The organism is Rahnella sp. ATs2 (assembly GCF_051851855.1).
Lineage (GTDB): Bacteria > Pseudomonadota > Gammaproteobacteria > Enterobacterales > Enterobacteriaceae > Rahnella > Rahnella variigena.
Map to the genome: position 1 here is coordinate 22,972 of NZ_JBLYPL010000009.1, position 18,821 is coordinate 41,792.

At 50.4% G+C, this 18,821-nt stretch carries 21 protein-coding genes and 1 tRNA gene; 8 read left to right on the plus strand and 14 right to left on the minus strand.

The annotated features are described in order from the left end of the window. Window positions 1–43: 43 nt before the first annotated feature. The 11 genes from ACJY2G_RS11110 to ACJY2G_RS11160 form a co-directional block, all read right to left on the minus strand. Window positions 44–349 (minus strand): hypothetical protein, encoded by a 306-nt coding sequence (locus ACJY2G_RS11110; protein WP_439291747.1) that lies wholly within the window; start codon window positions 347–349, stop codon window positions 44–46. After that, the gene (locus ACJY2G_RS11115; protein WP_439291748.1) at window positions 346–1,128 is read right to left on the minus strand and encodes an ORF6N domain-containing protein; all 783 of its coding nucleotides are present in this window, start codon (window positions 1,126–1,128) and stop codon (window positions 346–348) included. The genes ACJY2G_RS11110 and ACJY2G_RS11115 overlap by 4 nt, the downstream gene beginning before the upstream one ends. Then, on the minus strand, window positions 1,121–1,360 hold the full coding sequence (locus ACJY2G_RS11120; RefSeq protein ID WP_439291749.1) for a hypothetical protein: 240 nt from the start codon (window positions 1,358–1,360) through the stop codon (window positions 1,121–1,123). Before ACJY2G_RS11120 ends, ACJY2G_RS11115 begins: the two co-directional genes overlap by 8 nt. Beyond that, window positions 1,353–1,565 carry a hypothetical protein gene (locus tag ACJY2G_RS11125; RefSeq protein WP_213051199.1) on the minus strand — a complete coding sequence of 71 codons (213 nt, stop codon included), beginning with the start codon at window positions 1,563–1,565 and terminating at the stop codon, window positions 1,353–1,355. Before ACJY2G_RS11125 ends, ACJY2G_RS11120 begins: the two co-directional genes overlap by 8 nt. Continuing rightward, window positions 1,558–2,679, minus strand: a complete 1,122-nt coding sequence (locus ACJY2G_RS11130) for a host cell division inhibitor Icd-like protein (RefSeq protein WP_439291750.1) — start codon at window positions 2,677–2,679, stop codon at window positions 1,558–1,560. The genes ACJY2G_RS11125 and ACJY2G_RS11130 overlap by 8 nt, the downstream gene beginning before the upstream one ends. Next, window positions 2,676–3,293: a Rha family transcriptional regulator gene (locus ACJY2G_RS11135; RefSeq protein WP_439291751.1), complete on the minus strand. Its 618-nt coding sequence runs from the start codon at window positions 3,291–3,293 to the stop codon at window positions 2,676–2,678. Before ACJY2G_RS11135 ends, ACJY2G_RS11130 begins: the two co-directional genes overlap by 4 nt. A gap of 104 nt (window positions 3,294–3,397) precedes the next feature. Beyond that, complete coding sequence (locus ACJY2G_RS11140) at window positions 3,398–3,604, minus strand: helix-turn-helix transcriptional regulator (protein ID WP_439291752.1); 207 nt, start codon at window positions 3,602–3,604, stop codon at window positions 3,398–3,400. 196 nt (window positions 3,605–3,800) lie between these two features. Then, entirely contained in the window at window positions 3,801–4,679 is an 879-nt protein-coding gene (locus tag ACJY2G_RS11145; protein WP_439291753.1) for a DUF6387 family protein, read from the minus strand. Between the two features lie 340 nt (window positions 4,680–5,019). After that, window positions 5,020–6,198: a tyrosine-type recombinase/integrase gene (locus tag ACJY2G_RS11150; RefSeq protein WP_439291754.1), complete on the minus strand. Its 1,179-nt coding sequence runs from the start codon at window positions 6,196–6,198 to the stop codon at window positions 5,020–5,022. A gap of 165 nt (window positions 6,199–6,363) precedes the next feature. Beyond that, a tRNA-Arg gene (locus ACJY2G_RS11155) sits at window positions 6,364–6,440 on the minus strand. 146 nt (window positions 6,441–6,586) lie between these two features. Continuing rightward, window positions 6,587–7,498: an L-lactate dehydrogenase gene (locus ACJY2G_RS11160; RefSeq protein WP_430318933.1), complete on the minus strand. Its 912-nt coding sequence runs from the start codon at window positions 7,496–7,498 to the stop codon at window positions 6,587–6,589. 197 nt (window positions 7,499–7,695) lie between these two features. Here ACJY2G_RS11160 and folD point away from each other — a divergent pair, with 197 nt between their 5' ends. Together folD and ybcJ are read left to right on the plus strand one after the other, a co-directional pair. Continuing rightward, window positions 7,696–8,568: a bifunctional methylenetetrahydrofolate dehydrogenase/methenyltetrahydrofolate cyclohydrolase FolD gene (gene folD, locus ACJY2G_RS11165; protein ID WP_095925051.1), complete on the plus strand. Its 873-nt coding sequence runs from the start codon at window positions 7,696–7,698 to the stop codon at window positions 8,566–8,568. A gap of 32 nt (window positions 8,569–8,600) precedes the next feature. Then, entirely contained in the window at window positions 8,601–8,819 is a 219-nt protein-coding gene (gene ybcJ / locus ACJY2G_RS11170; protein WP_112287597.1) for a ribosome-associated protein YbcJ, read from the plus strand. 87 nt (window positions 8,820–8,906) lie between these two features. Here the strand turns inward: ybcJ and ACJY2G_RS11175 are convergent, their stop codons facing one another. Further along, window positions 8,907–9,974, minus strand: a complete 1,068-nt coding sequence (locus ACJY2G_RS11175; protein WP_430318932.1) for a DUF1176 domain-containing protein — start codon at window positions 9,972–9,974, stop codon at window positions 8,907–8,909. 255 nt (window positions 9,975–10,229) lie between these two features. Here ACJY2G_RS11175 and ACJY2G_RS11180 point away from each other — a divergent pair, with 255 nt between their 5' ends. Beyond that, a complete protein-coding gene (locus tag ACJY2G_RS11180; protein WP_430318931.1) occupies window positions 10,230–11,405 on the plus strand; it encodes a hypothetical protein in 1,176 nt (391 codons plus the stop codon). Between the two features lie 69 nt (window positions 11,406–11,474). Here ACJY2G_RS11180 and nudK read toward each other — a convergent pair whose 3' ends face one another. Next, complete coding sequence (gene nudK, locus ACJY2G_RS11185; protein WP_439291755.1) at window positions 11,475–12,065, minus strand: GDP-mannose pyrophosphatase NudK; 591 nt, start codon at window positions 12,063–12,065, stop codon at window positions 11,475–11,477. Window positions 12,066–12,137: 72 nt separating this feature from the next. Continuing rightward, window positions 12,138–12,422 (minus strand): winged helix-turn-helix domain-containing protein, encoded by a 285-nt coding sequence (locus ACJY2G_RS11190; protein ID WP_208644615.1) that lies wholly within the window; start codon window positions 12,420–12,422, stop codon window positions 12,138–12,140. A 351-nt stretch (window positions 12,423–12,773) separates the two neighbouring features. Between ACJY2G_RS11190 and acrD the strand changes: the two genes are divergently transcribed. The 5 genes from acrD (at window position 12,774) to ACJY2G_RS11215 (ending at window position 18,756) form a co-directional block, all read left to right on the plus strand. Beyond that, window positions 12,774–15,929 carry a multidrug efflux RND transporter permease AcrD gene (acrD, locus tag ACJY2G_RS11195; protein WP_430318930.1) on the plus strand — a complete coding sequence of 1,052 codons (3,156 nt, stop codon included), beginning with the start codon at window positions 12,774–12,776 and terminating at the stop codon, window positions 15,927–15,929. Window positions 15,930–16,376: 447 nt separating this feature from the next. Beyond that, window positions 16,377–16,760 (plus strand): ArsC family reductase, encoded by a 384-nt coding sequence (locus ACJY2G_RS11200; RefSeq protein ID WP_113876095.1) that lies wholly within the window; start codon window positions 16,377–16,379, stop codon window positions 16,758–16,760. Between the two features lies 1 nt (window position 16,761). Continuing rightward, entirely contained in the window at window positions 16,762–17,889 is a 1,128-nt protein-coding gene (dapE, locus tag ACJY2G_RS11205; protein WP_112287590.1) for a succinyl-diaminopimelate desuccinylase, read from the plus strand. A gap of 11 nt (window positions 17,890–17,900) precedes the next feature. Continuing rightward, on the plus strand, window positions 17,901–18,584 hold the full coding sequence (locus ACJY2G_RS11210; RefSeq protein ID WP_430319107.1) for a M15 family metallopeptidase: 684 nt from the start codon (window positions 17,901–17,903) through the stop codon (window positions 18,582–18,584). Next, window positions 18,571–18,756, plus strand: coding sequence for a YpfN family protein (locus tag ACJY2G_RS11215; protein WP_112287588.1), 186 nt, complete (start codon window positions 18,571–18,573; stop codon window positions 18,754–18,756). Before ACJY2G_RS11210 ends, ACJY2G_RS11215 begins: the two co-directional genes overlap by 14 nt. Window positions 18,757–18,821: the final 65 nt, after the last annotated feature.

The window sequence follows — 18,821 nt, forward strand, 5'->3', positions numbered from 1 at the left end:
GTCGGTATTAAATTTATTGAGAGTGACTAATTAATATTTGGCGTTAGCGTTTCTTTTTCTGCTCTCGCTCCTTGATATTAAAATCTGCCTCTTCTGCATTAAATTTCAGCGCAGCCGTAATGCCAGGAACGTACATCAACATTTCACCAAGAGCGCATAAGTCAGAACGCGCCATATCGTCGCTGTAGTTCTTATTGTCACAAGCCCAGAATGCGATATTGCCAATGGCACCCAAGCCAGAAATCAAGCCTTCATAAGCCGCCTCTGAGTGCATACGGATGTTTTTCAGCGAGTCAGTTTCTTCGGAATGGATATCAGCTCGGATTAAAATATTTTCGATATGGCTCATGCCTCACCTCCGAACAGTTTGCGCAGATCCACACCGTATTCAGCCAGCCATGCCTCGGCAGGCCATGATTTGACACTTCCCCAGCGTTCATCAGCGACGAACTTGGCTTCCATATTATTGGCACGGCACCATTTGCGCAGCGGAGCCCACTTATATTCAGTGCCGGTGGCATTGAGGACTGCGGTCACTGTCGCGTGTTTGGTGCTTTCACCGAGACGTTCCGAAAGGACATTGCACTTACGGGTAACGGCACCCAGCTTGCCCAATGCCTGAGCTTCACGCTTGCGGCTGATCTGGCCTTTGGTGCGTTCAGCATTATCGGCGCGTTGCTTTTCAGCCAGGCGTCCCTGCTCTGAGTCGATTGCCATCTGAAGGATCTCAAGACGGCTAAGGTCGGTGGGCGCTGGCAGCACGTCACGCTTAGTGAAATAAAACTCACTCAGGTCATTGAAGTACTCCCATGCCTGATCGGTTTCCAGCATCTTCGAGTGATTGGCAGCGCCGCGTTCAGTCCATAGTGTCAGGCTGCGCGTTTTGTTCGAAATTTGCGCAGGACTAAAAGAGATGCGCAAATTTTCAAGCTCGTCACCCGAGATCTGGAAGTAATGCTTACCTTCAATGAACCGGGATTTATTACGGTTGAAGTTGCGGCGAATATTCTCGACGTCTGTACCATAACCTGCCGCCAACTGCTCAGTAGTCACAACTCGCTGACCACGATATTCGATAACCTGCAAGTCTTTGGCGTTCACGAGCGCCAGTTCAGTTTTCTTAGCCATTAGTAACCTCCCCATCTTCTAACATATCGGCCAAATCTTTGGCACGCTCAGCGGCAACAGCCAGTAAAGCCTCGATCCAGTGATTGGTGCTGCTGTCGTTGTTGATTGCTAACTGGTGCGCACATGCCAACAGTTCAGCGGTCATGATTGCGTAGAGCTGAGGATCCGTTGGGACGTCGTAAGTTTTACGCTCCATTTTTCCAGCAGCTCGTTTGGCAGAAAGATTACGCATTGGCTGGCTCTCCTTTTGCAAAGTCATGGGCATCGTTGGCTTTTTTAATGACGACCAGCGCCAGTTCCATCAACTCGATACCCAGCGCATGAGTTTCATCGTGACCAACCAGGAACATGGCTGTGTCCAGATAGGACGAGATGCGATTCATGTTATCCAGGAGATCGAGGTGTAAAGGTGCTAAAGGCGTTTTGGTTTTAGACATTGCACACCCCCTGTGCAGACAGGCGAGCGGACAGAGAGAGGATGAAGAACGGGGCAAGAACCCGGCGAGCATCGTGCTCAGTTGGTGCTTCAACCGAAATGCGGCAAGGTTTTGCACCAATATCTGAGCGATTTAGGGCAAGAAAGCGCCAGAGGTATTTTTTCTCAGGGCGAGTTTGGGTATCATGTAAACATGCCATATCGTTATCCTTACTAACGGTTTGGATAGACGCCTCAGTAGTGTTCCACCACTCTGGGGCGTTGTCATTTTTGCACCATGCATGAAGCAAGGTGAACACCACCAATATATTCTCAGGTGAACACCACGTCAATGTTTCAAGTAAAAATAATTTAGTGCATACTGAACACCACCTAACGACGTGAGAATCAGTAATGGCTACAGGTAGAAAGAATAATAAGTCACTACAGGTATCTGTAAGATTGCCTTTAGAAGACTTGGAGTCCATCGAACTTGTAAAAGAAGATGGGGAAAGTATCGCAGGTTTTTTAGTGGCTTCTGCACGTAACGAGATCAAACGCAGGCAGCGCAAGAAAGCTAAGGAATCGCAAGAGGACTGACCTACACTTTTTGTGTAGGTTGAAATGTGAACTACGGAACTTTCGTAGTGGACTGCCCCTCTGAAAGAGGGTTGGCTATCTCCAAAATTTTTTGGAGATTGATTTTCCTCATGAATGGAAGAGCAATCATCACAAAGGGCAGCATTCGCAGTGCTGCCTTTTTCTTTGCCTGTAGGTTGCTGATTTTCATGGGTACATCCGCAATGGATGACCAGCGAACCTAAGTAATGTTTATGTTCGGCCGATCCGGAATAGTTTTCCGGTTTAAGTGAACACGAACAGTAATCGTGTTCGCTGGTGCAAAGTGACGGCCTCGGATAAATCAACGGGTTAGCTGATTCCGGCGATTCACCGGAATTAAACAAAATCATCAAGTTAGCCAATTCTCGCGTTTCGCGATAATCAAAACGCTGGCGGTACGTTAGACGCCCGGGGCGGCATTGGGAAACTCCCAAAGAGTTGTGCAAAGCCTGCGCGGGACTAAAAGACACGCTCAACTGACCCGATAATGTCGGGGCTGTGGTTGTCGAAATCATGACACCACCTTTACTTTGCCGCCGCCAATCAAATCCAGCGAAAATTGCCTGAATTCACGAACTAGTTTCTCGGCCTTCTTCAGTATTGGTAAATCATCCTGACGCTTACGTAAACGGCGGCCAGCATCCGACGAATCTTCATCAGACACCTTCCATGCAGTCGCAACAATATTTTCCATGTGCTGAATAGTAGTGTGAATCTCCCCTTGCCCCTGCATTTCGAGCTCGGTCATGTGGTCAAACACCCCTGCTTGCAACTCATAGCTGTAACTCATCGCCATCAAACAAGCTTCGCGTTTGGGGAAGTTATAGATATCGCACTTCACTTCAGCCCCGGTGCCATTGAGGTATTTGCCAGTTCCTAAAAATTTAGGAGCTGCATCCCCAATAACCCTAGGCACCTTTTTCATAAAATTATCGTGCCGAAGCTTTCGGTATTTCTTACAAGGAAATGGCATGCCTTCCGCTTCGGCTTTCGCCTTGCGCTCCGCATTAATGTAATCCACCATTTCCAGACTACTCATGGATGGATCAGTGAGCATTGGAATAACGCTACTAACGAATTCAGGATGAGTCTGGTCCCCGCCAGTAAAGGCGGTATTTTTTAGTTTCATTGGTTATTCTCCGTTTAAGCTTTTAGTAGCTGTCGCGACGGCATACAAATGATGAATGAATCGAGTCGCAAACTCTCGCAAGTAATGAACACCCAGTGCTTTTATCAGGCGACATCCTTGCGGGATTCCGCAATGCGTTGGTTGATCCATTCGTCAATTTCGCTTTCAACGAACGCAATAGAACGGGAGCCAATTTTAACTGGTTTAGGAAACAGATTCAGAGCAATGAGTTTATAAACCCATGCCTTACCATAACCAATACGACGAAGTACTTCAGGCATACGGATAAGTGACTGGTTTTGCTTTAGCATGTAGATCCCCGTTGTTTATGTTCATCTTGTATGGATGTCAGTAGATAACAGAGAATTTAAATTATTAAGGATGAATCAATGAGAGGAGGCTAAAAAAATAATTTTTATCGAGATTTATTCATTGTTACTTTCTCTGAGAAATTCCCAAGTGTAAATCTCGATAATCGCTTTGATCGTTTTCGTAGAATTTTGCAGCTCACAAATCTCTACGCATAAGATCCCGTATCTTTGTAGCGCGTAAATCTCCATCTTTATTAACGTACAATCTTAATAAACGAGTGTACCTTTCATCCATTGATTCGAATGCAAATGGTTTGATCGATTCTTTGATGGCTTGTGTATCTTTTGGGTCGTCAGGGAAAACAAGAATAGATAGCATTGGGTTGGTTACTTCTTTACCAGCTCTCTCTCCCCACAGAAGTAAATCTAAGATCGGGAGGACTCGATTATTAATCAACTTTTGTAAGGTTTTTAAACCAACTCGTTTCTGGGCAACATGCGGTTTTTCAGGCAATGATAATTTTTCTCGCCATAAAGGTAAGAGTCTTTTCAAGCTTGTTACGATTTCCTCATCGGTTGCCTCATCTAAGTCTATTTCAGCAAGAACACGATTATCAAAATAACCATCTAGATTACCGGTAACGCTTGATAGCATGGCATTTGTTTTTATTGAGAGATATTCTTCATCCCTTTTAAACATACCCTGGTCTATAGCAACACAAGCATAAAAAGATAATTCAGCAAAATTTAGTGGAGAAACACCTAGTTTTGAATCAAGTGAAGGTAAATCTTCATCTCTATCGGAGTGAATTTGTTCATGAATTGACTCAATCATATTATTAGTTTCTAATTCCTCTTCATTTTGCTGTTCAAGAAAAGGATCACCTTTAAATACTCTTTCATACTTTATATAAACTTCGTCGTTTTCAATATCAAAACCTTCCTCACGAAGATATCTGAAAAGAAGATCCCTCCATTCGAGTTCTTGGATTAGTTGCGGGATAGTTAACTCATCGATAAATTCATAGTTTTTCATGTTAAACCATGAAAAGTCTTTTCTTAATGCTTTAGCCATTATGTATCCACCTATTTGTAATGCGCTAATTTATCAACCGAAAATCGCTTTTATAAACTCAATAATATACTCACTCCATAGACATCTACTATAAAACACTACTGTATACTCGTCCAGCATTCAGCACCTGTTAAGTACCCAACTTAGTCGTTTGAGCATTCACACAACAAGGTCGGTTCAAAAGACCTAAAGTCGGTTCAAGGTCGGTTCAACATTTCACTAAAATCTCTTACAAATCATTTAAATAAAATATTGAACCTACTGAACCAACTGAACCAACCTACTTTTCTCTCATGTGAGAGAGAGCTGTGTAAGCGTATCCTTCCTCTGGCTGGCTTCCCTAAGAGCGTTCCAGTGAGTCCATGTAATCGGCATACCATTGCAGCATTTCTCTACGAGCCTCCAGGTACTGCGCATGGTTATAAGTACCCCGGATGCTGTTCTTATCTACGTGAGCCAGCTGTAGTTCGATCCAGGCAGTGTTATAGCCCTGTTCGTGCAGAATGGTGCTCATGGAGTGACGGAAACCGTGACCAGTAGCTTTGCCACGATAGCCGATGCGTTTAATCACCTGGTTAATACTGGCTTCACTCATCGGCTTAAGGCTGTCATTGCGCCCGGGGAAAACTAATTTAAACCGACCAGTGAGGTCTTGAATTTCTAGCAGGAGTTCTTTTACTTGCCTCGAAAGCGGAACCAGATGCGGCCGCTTCATCTTCATTCTAGATGCGGGTATTTCCCAGATATCGTTCTGGAGATCGAACTCAGCCCATTCGGCAGCACGTAACTCAATGGTACGAACGCCGGTTAGTAAAAGCAGCTTTGTTGCTCTTAATGTAATTTGGCTACCGGAATATTGATTCAGCGAACGGAGAAACTCAGGCAGCTCTGAGGATAATAGATGGGGGTAGTGCTGATGTTTCTGAACTGCCAATGCACCAGCAAGATCACCAGCAGGGTTATTTTCTGCCCTGCCAGTCACGATCGCATATCTGAAGGTCTGACTGCACGCCTGACGGATCTTGCGCATTTTGTCTAAAACACCACGCTTTTCTAACTTACGCAGCGCATCGAGAATCTCAAGCGGCTTAATTTCAGCAACAGGACGTTTGCCGACATACGGGAAAATGTCGTTTTCGAACGACTCCATTAGATCCTCTGAGTAACCTTTAGACCAGTTCGGTTTTTTATAGGCGTGCCATTCTCTGGCCAGGGCTTCAAAGGTGTTTTCAACGCTAACCTTTCTCGACTGCTTTTCAGCCTGTTTTTCCTGTCCCGGATCACCACCGGCAGCTAATGTTCGTTTAGCCTCATCACGTTTTGATCTCGCCGCAGCCAGAAGAACGTCTGGATAAACTCCAATGGAAAGCAGTTTCTCTTTTCCGTTTATCCGGTATTTGAGGCGCCAATAGCGTGACCCATTAGTATTGACCAAGAGATACAGGCCACCGCCATCACTGAGCTTGTAGGGTTTATCTTTAGGCTTGGCAGTATCGACCTGACGGGCGTTGAGTTTCAATTGGGGGTATCTCACTTCATTGAACCTGAGGATACCCCCATTTATACCCCCATTTGCATGTTGATTTCAATGGATGGCAATAGACGTTGAGATAATGGAATATTGCTGAAAGCCTTGGTACTAGAGGGATTAGTGGACTTTGGGAGACGTTAAAATAAGTAAGGGTGGTACGCCCTACAGGGCTCGAACCTGTGACCTACGGCTTAGAAGGCCGTTGCTCTATCCAACTGAGCTAAGGGCGCATTGCTTGTCCCTTTCGGGAGCGTTGCGGGTTCGGATTATACGGGCAGACCGGGACGAGTCAATGGCTTTCGAACTCTCTGCTTAATGCCTGAACAATTTGCAGATATTCCCGGACCGCCTTGCAACGTTATGTGACGGGTGTTGGCTATTTTTCAGATTTCAGCGCTGCCGCGATAACACGGGCGGAAGCGTGATACGCCACACCTTCGTAAGCAGTCAGTTCCGGTTGCAGCGTTTGCACAATACCTTTTTTGCCGATGACCGCCGGCTGGCCGATATAAACACCCAGTTCTTCGTCCCAGGCCGAAACCGGCCAGACGCTGTGCGCATCGGACAAAATCGCATCCACCAGTCGCGCCGTTGCTGTCGCGATACCAAAACTGGTCCAGCCCTTCCCTTGCAGGATTTCCCAGCCACCGCCGCGCACGGCATCGTTCATTTTTGCCCAGTCGACGTCACGATCGCCCGCCAGTTCTGCCACCGGACGGCCGCCGAGTGTCACGGTGCTCCAGGCGACAAACTGCGATTCGCCGTGCTCACCCATGACATAGCCGGTCACGCTTTTCGGATCGATGCCAAAGAACTCGCCGACCACGCGTTTCATGCGCGCGGTATCCAGTGACGTGCCGGTGCCAAACACCTGCGTGTCCGGGAATCCGCTGGTCTGCTGAATAATTTGCGTAATAACATCGCACGGGTTGGTGATGTTCAGGATAACGCCGCCGAAACCGCTGGCAATCACGCGCGGGATAACTTCACGCACGGCGGCGCGGGTCTCAGCGAGTTCTTCCAGACGATCTTCACGCAGTAAGGTTTTCGGGCCGACGGCGATGACTAAAACGTCGGCATCACGCAGTTCGCTGTAATCGTTGGCGATGACCTGCACGCGTGAAGCGGTCAGCGACGCCATATCACGCAACTCCAGCGCCTGACTGGCCGCTTTAGATTCGTTCTCATCGAGCAAGACAATCACGTCACACAACCCCTGCGTGACCAGAGAGAATGCAACATCAGCGCCCACATGACCGACACCGATGATCCCCACTTTGCGTGTCATTTGTTTCTTTCCTTATGATTTAAAAAGAGTCATATCTAAAATAGACACTTTTTTCGCCACTGTCTCAGGTTAAATTCTCGCCCGCAATTCTCACCCGTTTAAACAAGTTATTCGCATTCAACGCCTGACAGCGCCCGCCGCTTCTGACAAAATAGGCGCATCCCCCTGCATTTATTAATTGATGGATTTATTCCCTGATGGCAGCAAAGATTATTGACGGTAAAACGATTGCGCAGCAAGTCAGAAGCGAAGTTGCGGCGCGTGTTCAACAACGACTGGCCGAAGGAAAACGTGCGCCGGGTCTGGCTGTGGTGCTGGTAGGTGAAAACCCGGCATCGCAGATTTATGTCGCCAGCAAGCGCCGTTCGTGTGAAGAGGTCGGGTTCATCTCTCGGTCTTACGATTTGCCTGCAACCACTACCGAAGGCGAATTGCTGGATCTGATTGAAAAGCTCAATAATGACAGCGAAATCGACGGTATTCTGGTGCAGCTTCCTCTGCCCGCCGGTATCGATAACATTAAAGTGCTGGAACGCATTCATCCGGACAAAGACGTCGACGGTTTCCATCCGTATAACGTCGGCCGTCTGTGCCAGCGTGCGCCAACGCTGCGCCCTTGTACGCCGCGTGGCATCGTGACGCTGCTCGAGCGTTACGGTATCGATACCTTCGGTCTGAACGCGGTGGTGATCGGCGCTTCCAACATTGTTGGCCGTCCGATGAGCATGGAATTACTGCTGGCCGGTTGCACCACCACCGTTACGCACCGTTTCACCAAAAATTTGCGACATCATGTTGAGAATGCCGATCTGGTGGTGGTTGCGGTCGGTAAACCAGGCTTTATTCCCGGCGAATGGATTAAACCGGGCGCGATTGTCATTGATGTCGGTATTAACCGCCTGGAAAGTGGTAAAGTTGTCGGCGATGTGGAATATGATGCCGCCGCCGAGCGCGCTTCCTTTATCACACCGGTGCCGGGCGGAGTTGGCCCGATGACGGTCGCGACGCTGATTCAGAATACCTTGCAGGCGTGCGAGGAATATCACGACATCAGCGCCAGTAAGCCTTAAACAATTCGCACTACATAAAAAGTCAGGAACACATGGAAACTTTCTTTCTCGAAAAACACCCGCACGTAGAACTGTGCGATCTGCTCAAATTTATGGGCTGGTGTGACAGCGGCGGTACTGCGAAAGCAGTGATTGCTGAAGGCCAGGTTATGGTCAACGGCAAAGTCGAAACCCGTAAGCGCTGCAAAATCGTTGCTGATATGAACGTTGAGTTCGCCAGCAACAAAGTCGTGGTGAAAGCGTCCGAATAAACTTTCCGGCGACGTAACACTGCAAAAGAAAATGCCCTGCAAGCGAAAGCTCACAGGGCATTTTTTTATTCGCAGTTTGTGCCGGGATTACGGTTGAGTCACCCAAAGTACCGGCCATTCTCCGCCGCTGCTGTACCCGTCGCAGCTGGGTTCAGAAGCAAACGCCGCCAGCCGGAACGCTTTACCATCAAATATCCAGCGCGATGAAACACCACAATCCCCGATACCCCGCCCTTTGTCATAGGTCGAAAGCGTGCCGGTTTTAGGATCGAAATCCGCATTGATCAGCTCAGGTGACTCCTCATCCTCACCCAGTTTAAACGGCATATTCAGCGCCAGATCGTCCATCTTATAAGGCGCCTGCCGGTTCACCAGAAAACCCAGTGCGAAGAGGTTATACGCACCCATATCGCAATTGACGGTCATCAGGGCCTTGTCGCTGCTCAAGGCAAAAATATGCACTTCACGTTCAGAAGGATCCAGGCTGCAATCGTTATTCTCAATCGTGGTCGCCGCGTTTTGCGTGATGGCTGAGATTTCAGATTCGGTTAACGCCTGCGGTTCACTGAAATGCGGCAGAACCGGCGTGGCCGGGATCGGCGGTACGGTATTCACCGGTTTTGTGCCGTGGTTAGCCCACGCCGTTTTAGTACCGACGCGCCCCTGCTGGGCATCGATCGCCAGTAATGCGGCTTTTATGCCTTTCAGGGAAATCACCGGAGGCACCGGTTGCGCTGGATCCGCTTTACCCGCCAGCGAAATTGCGCTGCCTTCGCGAATGGCGGCGATAAAATCATTCACTACCAGACGATTATTTGTGGAAAGATGTTTTTTACTGACATCCCATTCACGGTGATTAAAGCTCAGGGTTTTGCCGTTCATTTGCAGGCGTCCGGCAACCGGCGCATCTGCACTTTGTTCATCGCTGTTACGCTGATAATCAATGCTGACGGAGGATTTTCCTTCCGGTCCGGCTTCACGACTGATTTTCATCACCAGTTCCTGGCCGTCCTGAGAATTGCGCGCGACACAGTGGTTAAGGTTGTCACAACTGACCTGCCAGTCGCTATAAATGGCCTGTAAGGGCTCAGCCTGCGTGCTAAAAGCCAGCAGCGTGCCCAGCAGGCATAAAGGGGCGGTTATCCATCTGCACATTATGAGTTTCAACTCTGTTTGGATTTATCTTTCTGATAATAGCGTAACACCCGGCAAGAGACTGCCAACAATGCAGCATTTTTTATTCGAAATAAGAAAGAGATACCCCGCCCGATCGGGCTTTTACAGAGGATAATTTTTCGCCGGATATGAAATCACGTAATGGTGACGTAACGAAACATTCAGTACACTGGCAAAGCCAATAACGAAAAATAATGGCGTAAAGGATGACTTTCATTTCTCCGGGAGATTCAGATGAAGTTATGGATTTGGCTGATAGCCGTGTTTTCACTGCCTGCGCTGGCTGAAGAGCCGCCGGTGGTGTACTCCGGCACACTGGGTAAAACCAGCATTGTGCTCGAACTGGATTTAAATAAACCAGACGAAGTCACTGGCCGGTATTTCTATCAGAAATATCATTTAGATTTACCCCTCAACGGTGCGCTGGATGGTCAGGAACTCAAACTTCAGGAAGGTCTGGACGATTTTGACGATACGCCACGTCCTGAACTGACCCTGACGAAAGATGAGAATGGCGGCTGGCAAGGCAACTGGACCAATCCACAAGGAAAAACATTGCCGGTGAAGCTGCAACCGGTGCAAATGCCCGCAGCAGCCACGGACGACGGCTACCTGAGCGCGCTTATTCATACCGATCCTTACGAGTATCTGCGGTTATCTGCGCTGCAACTCAAAGCGGGTAAAAACGAGAATTTCATGGGCTACCAGCTGCAATGGTGGACGGAGCCGCAGTCGAAAATCAGCTTCTTTGAAATTGTGTCAGGCTATCCGGAAACGGAAATGCAGGCGATTAACCAGAAATTGCGTACCCGTTTGTGGCAGGAAGTCAGCGGCTGGCATGCCTGTATGCTGGGCGCGAGCCGGTTTGGTCAGGGTGAATATCAGCAGACCGTCACACCGGAATACCTGAGTGATGAAATCGTCAGTGTCAGCGTGTTTACCTCGTATGATTGTGGCGGTGCGCATCCTGATTTCGGCGAATCGCCGGTCAACCTCAATGCCAAAACCGCAGAAACACTGACGCTGGAAGATGTGGTATGGGTTGGCGAAGGCGCGCCTTTCCATTATCTGAATGCGGAAGATCGTACCCTGACGGGAAAAAATGACGTGGATTTTGATACGTTTGCGGATTATCGCGATAAGAAATGGGCGCCGTGGCTGGTGAAGCAGCTGACGGCGGCGTATCCGGAGCAAATGAAAAAGCCGACCGAAGAAAGTGATGATGATTGTGATTACTCGGATACTTCTGTCTGGCAATTCCCGGCGTGGTATTTCACGAAGAAAGGACTGTATTTTGACCCGACGTTCGCCCGCGTTTTACGTTCGTGCGAAGGTCCGGAATGGTCGATTCTGCCGTGGTCTGCGATGAAAGGTCATGCGGGTAGCGTCGCTATCAGTCAGGAACACTAAAAGACGAAAGGCACCGTCGGGTGCCTTTTTTATTGAAGCTCATTTCATTGAAGTTCAGAGGCGGAAACGTTATGCCAGCCAGCCCTGAATTTGCGCATGTTGTAACAGCATAATGGTTTTGCCGTCTTTAATGCGGCCATCTTTGATCATCGCCAGTGCGTCGGTGAACGGCACTTCGAGCACAGCGATATCTTCATCTTCCACACCGCCACCGGCGTTCTGACGCTGCGACTCATCGTATTCTGCGGCAAAAAAGTGAACAATCTCCGTCACACTTCCCGGCGACATATAGGCTTCAAACAGTTTATCTACCTTGCCCACCGCAAAACCGGTTTCTTCAATCGCTTCTTTACGGATGCAGTCTTCAGGCGAATCGTTGTCGAGTAAACCGGCGCAGGTTTCCAGCAGCATACCGGTCGGATTGCCATTGACGTAGGTCGGCATACGAAACTGTTTGATCAGCAGGACGGTTTTTTTAGGCCGGTTATAAAGCAGGATTGTCGCTCCGTTTCCCCGGTCATACACTTCGCGGGACTGCGGCTGGCGTTCGCCATTGCGCTTGATTAAGTCGTAGGTATATTTGCGAAGAACATACCAGTTATCAGAGAGTAACTGGTTCCGGACGTTTTCGATTCTGGATGACTTGTCATGAGATGACATATTGCGTGCCCCCGCTCAGAAGTTGTGAGAGAAGCCAGACAGCATAGCCGGATTCATCGGCTGCCGCTACCGTCAACCGTGCTCAATCGCGGCCAGAAGTTGCTCGCTATGACGTTCAATCCATTGGGGATCTAACGGCCCCCAGCTCGAGAGCTGATAATAACCGTCATTGTTGCGCACGCCCTGCTGTACAAACTCCAGCCCGACGCCCATTCCGGGCAGAGCTTTCAGCACATCCTGCAAAGTGCGCCGTGGCCAGCCGGTGATTTCCATCAGCTTTGGCACATTCGGTTTTTGTTCATTCTCGATCAACCAGCAAAGATATAAACGACGGGCAAAGACGGAATTTATTAGCAAACTCATCTGGACAGCTCCTGCCGGGATGTCATAAAAATGAAGATAGCCAAAGAGTAGACTGTTTCAGCGAATATCGCTGAGAGATAACCCTGTGTACGGGGAGGATTTTTTACATTATCTCCTTTATTTCTCCACGTTTTATGCCATATGAACAGGTAAAGTGCTTAGGCGTAGAACACCACTCTAACACTCGCTCCGTCCCGCCGGGACAGTACCGCCTCTGAGACCTCTTCTGAAAAGACAATTTCTATGAAGACAATGCTCAGGGGATTTTTTTGTCAGATTACTGGCAATGTGTTTGTTTGCTGATGTTAGTCACTCACGCCAGAGTGACAACGAGGTTCCTGAAGCATGGCTAACTTTTTCATCGATCGCCCGATTTTTGCCTGGGTTTTAGCGATCATCATTTCCCTGACCGGCGCACTCGCGATCTATTTTCTTCCGGTTGAGCAGTACCCTGATCTGGCTCCGCCAAACGTCAGGATCTCTGCAACGTATCCCGGCGCATCAGCACAAACATTAGAAAATACCGTTACCCAGATTATCGAACAAAACATGACGGGCCTCGATAATCTGATGTACATGTCTTCGCAAAGCAGTAACGACGGTAAGTCTCAGATAACCCTGAGCTTTACTGCCGGTACAGATCCGAACGAAGCGCTCCAGCAGGTGCAAAACCAGCTGCAACAGGCGCTGAAACGTCTGCCACAGGACGTGCAGACGCAAGGCGTGACCGTCTCAAAGACCGGTGATACCAACCTGATGATGGTGGCGTTTGTTTCCACAGACGGCAGCATGGATAAGCAGGATATCGCCGACTATGTGGCGTCTAATATTCAGGATCCGCTGAGCCGCGTGCCCGGCGTCGGCAGCATTGATGCGTACGGTTCGCAGTACGCCATGCGTATCTGGCTCGACCCGGACAAGCTGAATAATTATCAACTGACTACCGCCGATGTGGTCACCGCGATTAAAGCGCAAAACAGTCAGGTGGCCGTCGGTCAGCTCGGCGGTGCGCCTTCTGTGGATTTTCAGGCGCTGAATGCCACCATTAACGCGCAGTCTCAGTTACAGACGCCTGAACAGTTCCGCCAGATCACCTTGAAAGTGAATCAGGACGGTTCGCAGGTCAAACTTGGTGATGTCTCAACCATCGGCCTTGGCGCGGAAAACTACGCCCTGCTCAGCCGGTATAACGGACAGGCCGCATCCGGTATGGGTGTGAAACTGGCGTCCGGTGCCAACGAACTGCAAACGGACAAGGCCGTCCGTGCGCGTCTTGAAGAGCTTTCTCATTATTATCCGCACGGGCTGAAAGCCGAAATCGCCTACGAAACCACGCCATTCGTCAAAGCGGCGATCACCGACGTGGTGAAAACGCTGTTTGAAGCGATCGTGCTGGTGTTCCTGGTGATGTATCTGTTCCTGCAAAACTTCCGTGCGACGCTTATCCCGACCATTGCCGTGCCGGTGGTATTGCTGGGGACATTCGCTGTACTGCATCAGTTCGGTTACAGCATCAATACCCTGACGATGTTCGCGATGGTGCTCGCCATCGGCCTGCTGGTGGATGACGCCATCGTGGTGGTGGAAAACGTCGAGCGTGTGATGAGCGAAGAAGGCCTCAGCCCCAGAGAGGCGACGCGAAAATCGATGGGACAAATTCAGAGTGCGCTGGTGGGTATCACCATGGTGCTGTCGGCAGTATTCGTGCCGATGGCATTCTTCGGCGGCACTACCGGCGCAATTTACCGTCAGTTCTCCATTACGATTGTTTCCGCGATGGTGTTGTCAGTGTTCGTCGCCCTGACGCTGACACCGGCGTTGTGCTCCACCATTCTCAAGCCTATCGCGCAGGGACATCATCACGGTAAACGCGGCTTCTTCGGCTGGTTTAACCGGATGTTCGACCGCAATGCCCGTCGCTACGAAAACGGCGTGGCACGCGTGCTGCGTAACAGTGTGCGCTACATGCTCGGTTATGCGGCGCTGGTCGCCTTGCTGGCCGTCATGTTTATCAAACTGCCAACCTCATTCCTGCCGATGGAAGACCGCGGTGTATTCACCGTGCAGATCCAGCTGCCGCCGGGTTCGACGTTGCAGCAGACGCAAAAAGTCGTGGAAAAGGTCGAGAAGTATTTCCTGCAAGAAGATAAGAAAGACGTGCTTTCGGTATTCTCGACCATCGGCGCAGGCCCCGGCGGTAACGGGCAGAACGTGGCCCGTATGTTCGTGCGACTGACGCCGTGGGATGCACGCACCGGTGAAGACGATTCTTCTTTTGCTCTGATTGAACGGGCGACCAAAGCGTTTAACAAGATAACCGAAGCCCGCGTTATCGCCAGCAGCCCGCCCGCCATCAACGGTCTCGGCAGCGCGACCGGCTTTGATATGGAACTTCAGGATCACGCCGGGCTGGGTCACGCCGCACTGATGGCAGCACGCGACCAGTTACTTGAAATGACGTCGAAAGACAGTAACCTGACCCGCGTTCGTCACAACGGTCTGGATGACAGTCCGCAATTGCAGATCGACATCGATCAGGTGAAAGCACAGGCGCTGGGCGTGGCGATCGCGGATATCAACAGCACGTTAAGTACCGCGTGGGGCTCAACCTACGTCAATGACTTCGTGGATCGTGGCCGCGTTAAGAAAGTCTATGTGCAGGCCGGAGCGCAATACCGCATGTTGCCGGACGATATCAACCGCTGGTATGTGCGAAATTCTGCCGGAACCATGGTGCCCTTCTCGGCTTTCGCCACTTCAAAATGGCTGACCGGTTCACCGCGTCTGGAACGTTACAACGGTTATTCCGCACTTGAAATTGTGGGTGAACCGGCAACGGGCATCAGCAGTGGTACGGCGATGGATGACATGGAAAAACTGGTCGCGAAATTGCCGGTAGGTATTGGCCTCGAATGGACAGGTCTGTCGTATCAGGAAAGATTGTCAGGTTCGCAGGCTCCGGCGCTGTATGCCATTTCTCTGCTGGTGGTGTTCCTGTGTCTGGCCGCGTTGTATGAGAGCTGGTCCATTCCGTTCTCGGTGATGCTGGTCGTTCCGCTCGGCGTACTCGGCGCGGTGATTGCCACCTGGATGCGCGGGCTGGAAAACGATGTGTACTTCCAGGTCGGGATGCTGACCATCATCGGCCTGTCGGCGAAAAACGCCATTCTGATTGTCGAGTTTGCCAATGACCTGAATGTTCGCGGCAAGGAATTGCTGGAGGCCACGCTTGAAGCATCGAGAATGCGTCTGCGTCCGATACTGATGACGTCGCTGGCATTTGTGTTTGGTGTTCTGCCGATGGCGACCAGCATGGGCGCTGGTTCAGGCAGCCAGCACGCGGTCGGTACCGGCGTCATCGGCGGGATGATTTCCGCAACGATCCTGGCCATCTTCTTCGTGCCGCTGTTCTTTGTGCTGATCCGCCGCCGGTTTCCCGGGAAAACAGCGCATCCCGTGATTGCCGATATCGCTAAGACAGTGCCCGCAGATCACAAATAACGGCGCTGAATTTCAGGCAACAAAAAAGGCGTTAATGTGAATTAACGCCTTTTTTATTAATGATTTACTGGCTGTGAGAATCGTCGCTAAATCGGACGTAATGGTCTTCCTGAACAAACGTTTTTTATAATGACGTACTGCACTGAGAATAAATCTTTTCTTTGCTTTAACGGTAACGATGTGGGCAATTACGCTTTCAACATACGGTCGATAAAGTCTTTCCAGTGACCTAACTCTTGCTCTAACATTTTACTCCCCTTGATTGGACGGACGGATTATACGTCTATTTTTTGAGCATGTAAAAAGGCCTTCATTATTTTTTAAGCGCGATCACAATCCCGCCCCGTCTGGATCCTGCAGCCGTTTTGCCTCATTATGTGTTCCATCCTTACGTCCGTTTTTATGCGGGTAAAAAGTTCTTATTTTACTGACAGGTTACGTTTTTCTATGGCAACGACTTCCGCTCCAACCTCTTTTATTCTCTACGGCATAAAAAATTGCGATACCGTGAAAAAAGCCCGCCGCTGGCTGGAAGAAAACGGGGTTGAATACCAGTTTCATGATTACCGTGTCGAAGGGCTGGATGATACGTTGTTGCAGAATCTGCTGGATAAGCAAGGCTGGGAAGCCATGCTCAATACGCGCGGAACGACCTGGCGCAAACTTGATGAAGCCACGCGCTCAGCCTGTGATAACGAAGCCAGCGCCAAAGCGGTGATGCTCGAACAGCCTGCGGTGATCAAACGTCCATTTTTGCTGGCCGCCGACGGTCAGTCCCTGCTGGGATTCAAACCAGAAACCTATCAGCAATTTCTCGCACAGGTGAAGTAACATGAGTTGTCCGGTTCTCGATTTAGCCCAACAGTTAATCCGCCGTCCTTCCCTCAGCCCGGATGACGCTGGCTGTCAGGAAATTATGATTGCCCGCCTCGAAGCCGCTGGCTTTCACGTGGAACCCATGCATTTTGGCGATACCCTGAATTTCTGGGCCACTCGCGGCGAAGGTAAAACGCTGGCCTTTGCCGGTCATACGGATGTCGTGCCGACCGGCGATCATAAGCTGTGGGTGACCGGTCCGTTCGAGCCTACGCTGCGCGACGGAATGTTATATGGTCGCGGTGCGGCAGACATGAAAGGTTCGCTGGCGGCGATGGTGGTCGCGGCGGAACGTTTCGTTGCCGCAAATCCGAATCATCAGGGTCGTCTGGCGTTTCTTATCACCTCAGATGAAGAAGCCAGCGCCGTCAACGGCACCGTAAAAGTGGTCAACGCGCTGATGGAACGCAATGAGCGCCTCGATTACTGCTTAGTCGGCGAGCCTTCCAGCACCACGCGCGTCGGCGATATTGTTAAAAATGGCCGCCGCGGTTCGATGACGGCTAATCTTCACGTACACGGCGTTCAGGGACATGTCGCCTATCCGCATCTGGCGGACAATCCGGTGCATCGCGCCATGCCTGCGCTGAATGAACTGGTCGCCACCGTGTGGGATAACGGCAACGAGTTCTTCCCGCCGACCAGCATGCAAATCGCCAATATCAACGCCGGTACCGGCAGCAATAACGTGATCCCTGGCGAGCTGTATGTTCAGTTCAATTTCCGTTTCAGCACCGAACTGACTGACGCCATCATCAAACAGCGCGTGGCAGAACTGCTGGACCGACATAACCTGCAATACACCCTGAACTGGGTGGTTTCCGGTCAGCCGTTCCTGACTTCACGCGGTGCGCTGGTCGATGCGGTGGTTAACGCTGTACGTCACTACAGTGAAATCACGCCGGAACTGCAAACCACCGGCGGCACCTCTGACGGGCGTTTCATCGCGCTGATGGGCGCGCAGGTTGTCGAACTCGGGCCGGTCAACGCTACCATCCACAAAATTAATGAATGCGTTCACGCGGCAGATTTGCAGGTTCTGAGCCGCATGTATCAGCGCATCATGGAACAGTTAGTCGCATGATCAGCCATGAAATGCTGACCGGCCGCTCCGCTGAGCATCTGGTGACGCTGGGCGAAGGCCCGCACCGGTTGCAGAAAGAGGCAGCGCAGGCATTTGAAAAAATGCGCCAGGCCGCCAGTGTTGCCGGTTTTGATCTGCAACCGGCCAGCACTTTTCGTGATTTCAGTCGCCAGCTGGCGATCTGGAATGGCAAATTTCGCGGCGAGCGACCAGTATTAGATAAGAACAGCCAGCCGGTGGATATCAGTGCGTTAACCACAGCGGAACGTTGTGAGCTGATTTTACGCTGGTCGGCGCTGCCGGGTGCCAGCCGCCATCACTGGGGCAGTGATCTGGATGTGTACGATCCTTCTCTGTTACCGGCTGATAAAAAGCTGCAGCTGGAGCCATGGGAATATGAAGAAGGCGGGTATTTTAATCCGCTGAATCAGTGGCTTTCGGCACATATGGCGGAATTTGGTTTTTATCGACCGTACGCAGAAGATACCGGTGGTGTCGCCGTTGAACCCTGGCATCTGAGTTACCGTCCGCTGGCGCAGGAGTGCGAGAAATTGCTTACACCGCACGTTCTCATCAGCGCCTGGACAGGACAGGAAGTGGCCGCCGCAGACTGGTTAGCCGGTCAGATGACGGAAATATTTCCGCGATTTATCGCCCTCTCACCCCTTAAAGGAGCACACCATGGAGTGGCTTAAAGATTACTGGTGGATCGTTCTGATCATACTGGTCGGGATGTTAATCAGCGGGATCAAAGAGCTGAACCGCGTGGATGTTAAGAAGTTTTTGAAAGACAAACCGGAGATCCCACCGCACCGCGACAACAATGCGGAATGGGATAAAGATGACGAGTGGCCGAAGAAAAAGTAATTTCCATCCGATAGCCCTTCATCTTTAATCAATATTAGTCGGCGGATAATCTAGCGATTCTCCGC

What these genes read in the sequence shown, in the direction of transcription:
- ACJY2G_RS11110 (WP_439291747.1), bottom strand. Translation starts at nt 349, where the DNA reads ATGAGCCATATCGAAAATATTTTAATCCGAGCTGATATCCATTCCGAA.
- ACJY2G_RS11115 (WP_439291748.1), bottom strand. Translation starts at nt 1,128, where the DNA reads ATGGCTAAGAAAACTGAACTGGCGCTCGTGAACGCCAAAGACTTGCAG.
- ACJY2G_RS11120 (WP_439291749.1), bottom strand. Translation starts at nt 1,360, where the DNA reads ATGCGTAATCTTTCTGCCAAACGAGCTGCTGGAAAAATGGAGCGTAAA.
- ACJY2G_RS11125 (WP_213051199.1), bottom strand. Translation starts at nt 1,565, where the DNA reads ATGTCTAAAACCAAAACGCCTTTAGCACCTTTACACCTCGATCTCCTG.
- ACJY2G_RS11130 (WP_439291750.1), bottom strand. Translation starts at nt 2,679, where the DNA reads ATGATTTCGACAACCACAGCCCCGACATTATCGGGTCAGTTGAGCGTG.
- ACJY2G_RS11135 (WP_439291751.1), bottom strand. Translation starts at nt 3,293, where the DNA reads ATGAAACTAAAAAATACCGCCTTTACTGGCGGGGACCAGACTCATCCT.
- ACJY2G_RS11140 (WP_439291752.1), bottom strand. Translation starts at nt 3,604, where the DNA reads ATGCTAAAGCAAAACCAGTCACTTATCCGTATGCCTGAAGTACTTCGT.
- ACJY2G_RS11145 (WP_439291753.1), bottom strand. Translation starts at nt 4,679, where the DNA reads ATGGCTAAAGCATTAAGAAAAGACTTTTCATGGTTTAACATGAAAAAC.
- ACJY2G_RS11160 (WP_430318933.1), bottom strand. Translation starts at nt 7,498, where the DNA reads ATGACACGCAAAGTGGGGATCATCGGTGTCGGTCATGTGGGCGCTGAT.
- folD (WP_095925051.1), top strand. Translation starts at nt 7,696, where the DNA reads ATGGCAGCAAAGATTATTGACGGTAAAACGATTGCGCAGCAAGTCAGA.
- ybcJ (WP_112287597.1), top strand. Translation starts at nt 8,601, where the DNA reads ATGGAAACTTTCTTTCTCGAAAAACACCCGCACGTAGAACTGTGCGAT.
- ACJY2G_RS11175 (WP_430318932.1), bottom strand. Translation starts at nt 9,974, where the DNA reads ATGTGCAGATGGATAACCGCCCCTTTATGCCTGCTGGGCACGCTGCTG.
- ACJY2G_RS11180 (WP_430318931.1), top strand. Translation starts at nt 10,230, where the DNA reads ATGAAGTTATGGATTTGGCTGATAGCCGTGTTTTCACTGCCTGCGCTG.
- nudK (WP_439291755.1), bottom strand. Translation starts at nt 12,065, where the DNA reads ATGTCATCTCATGACAAGTCATCCAGAATCGAAAACGTCCGGAACCAG.
- acrD (WP_430318930.1), top strand. Translation starts at nt 12,774, where the DNA reads ATGGCTAACTTTTTCATCGATCGCCCGATTTTTGCCTGGGTTTTAGCG.
- ACJY2G_RS11200 (WP_113876095.1), top strand. Translation starts at nt 16,377, where the DNA reads ATGGCAACGACTTCCGCTCCAACCTCTTTTATTCTCTACGGCATAAAA.
- dapE (WP_112287590.1), top strand. Translation starts at nt 16,762, where the DNA reads ATGAGTTGTCCGGTTCTCGATTTAGCCCAACAGTTAATCCGCCGTCCT.
- ACJY2G_RS11210 (WP_430319107.1), top strand. Translation starts at nt 17,901, where the DNA reads ATGCTGACCGGCCGCTCCGCTGAGCATCTGGTGACGCTGGGCGAAGGC.
- ACJY2G_RS11215 (WP_112287588.1), top strand. Translation starts at nt 18,571, where the DNA reads ATGGAGTGGCTTAAAGATTACTGGTGGATCGTTCTGATCATACTGGTC.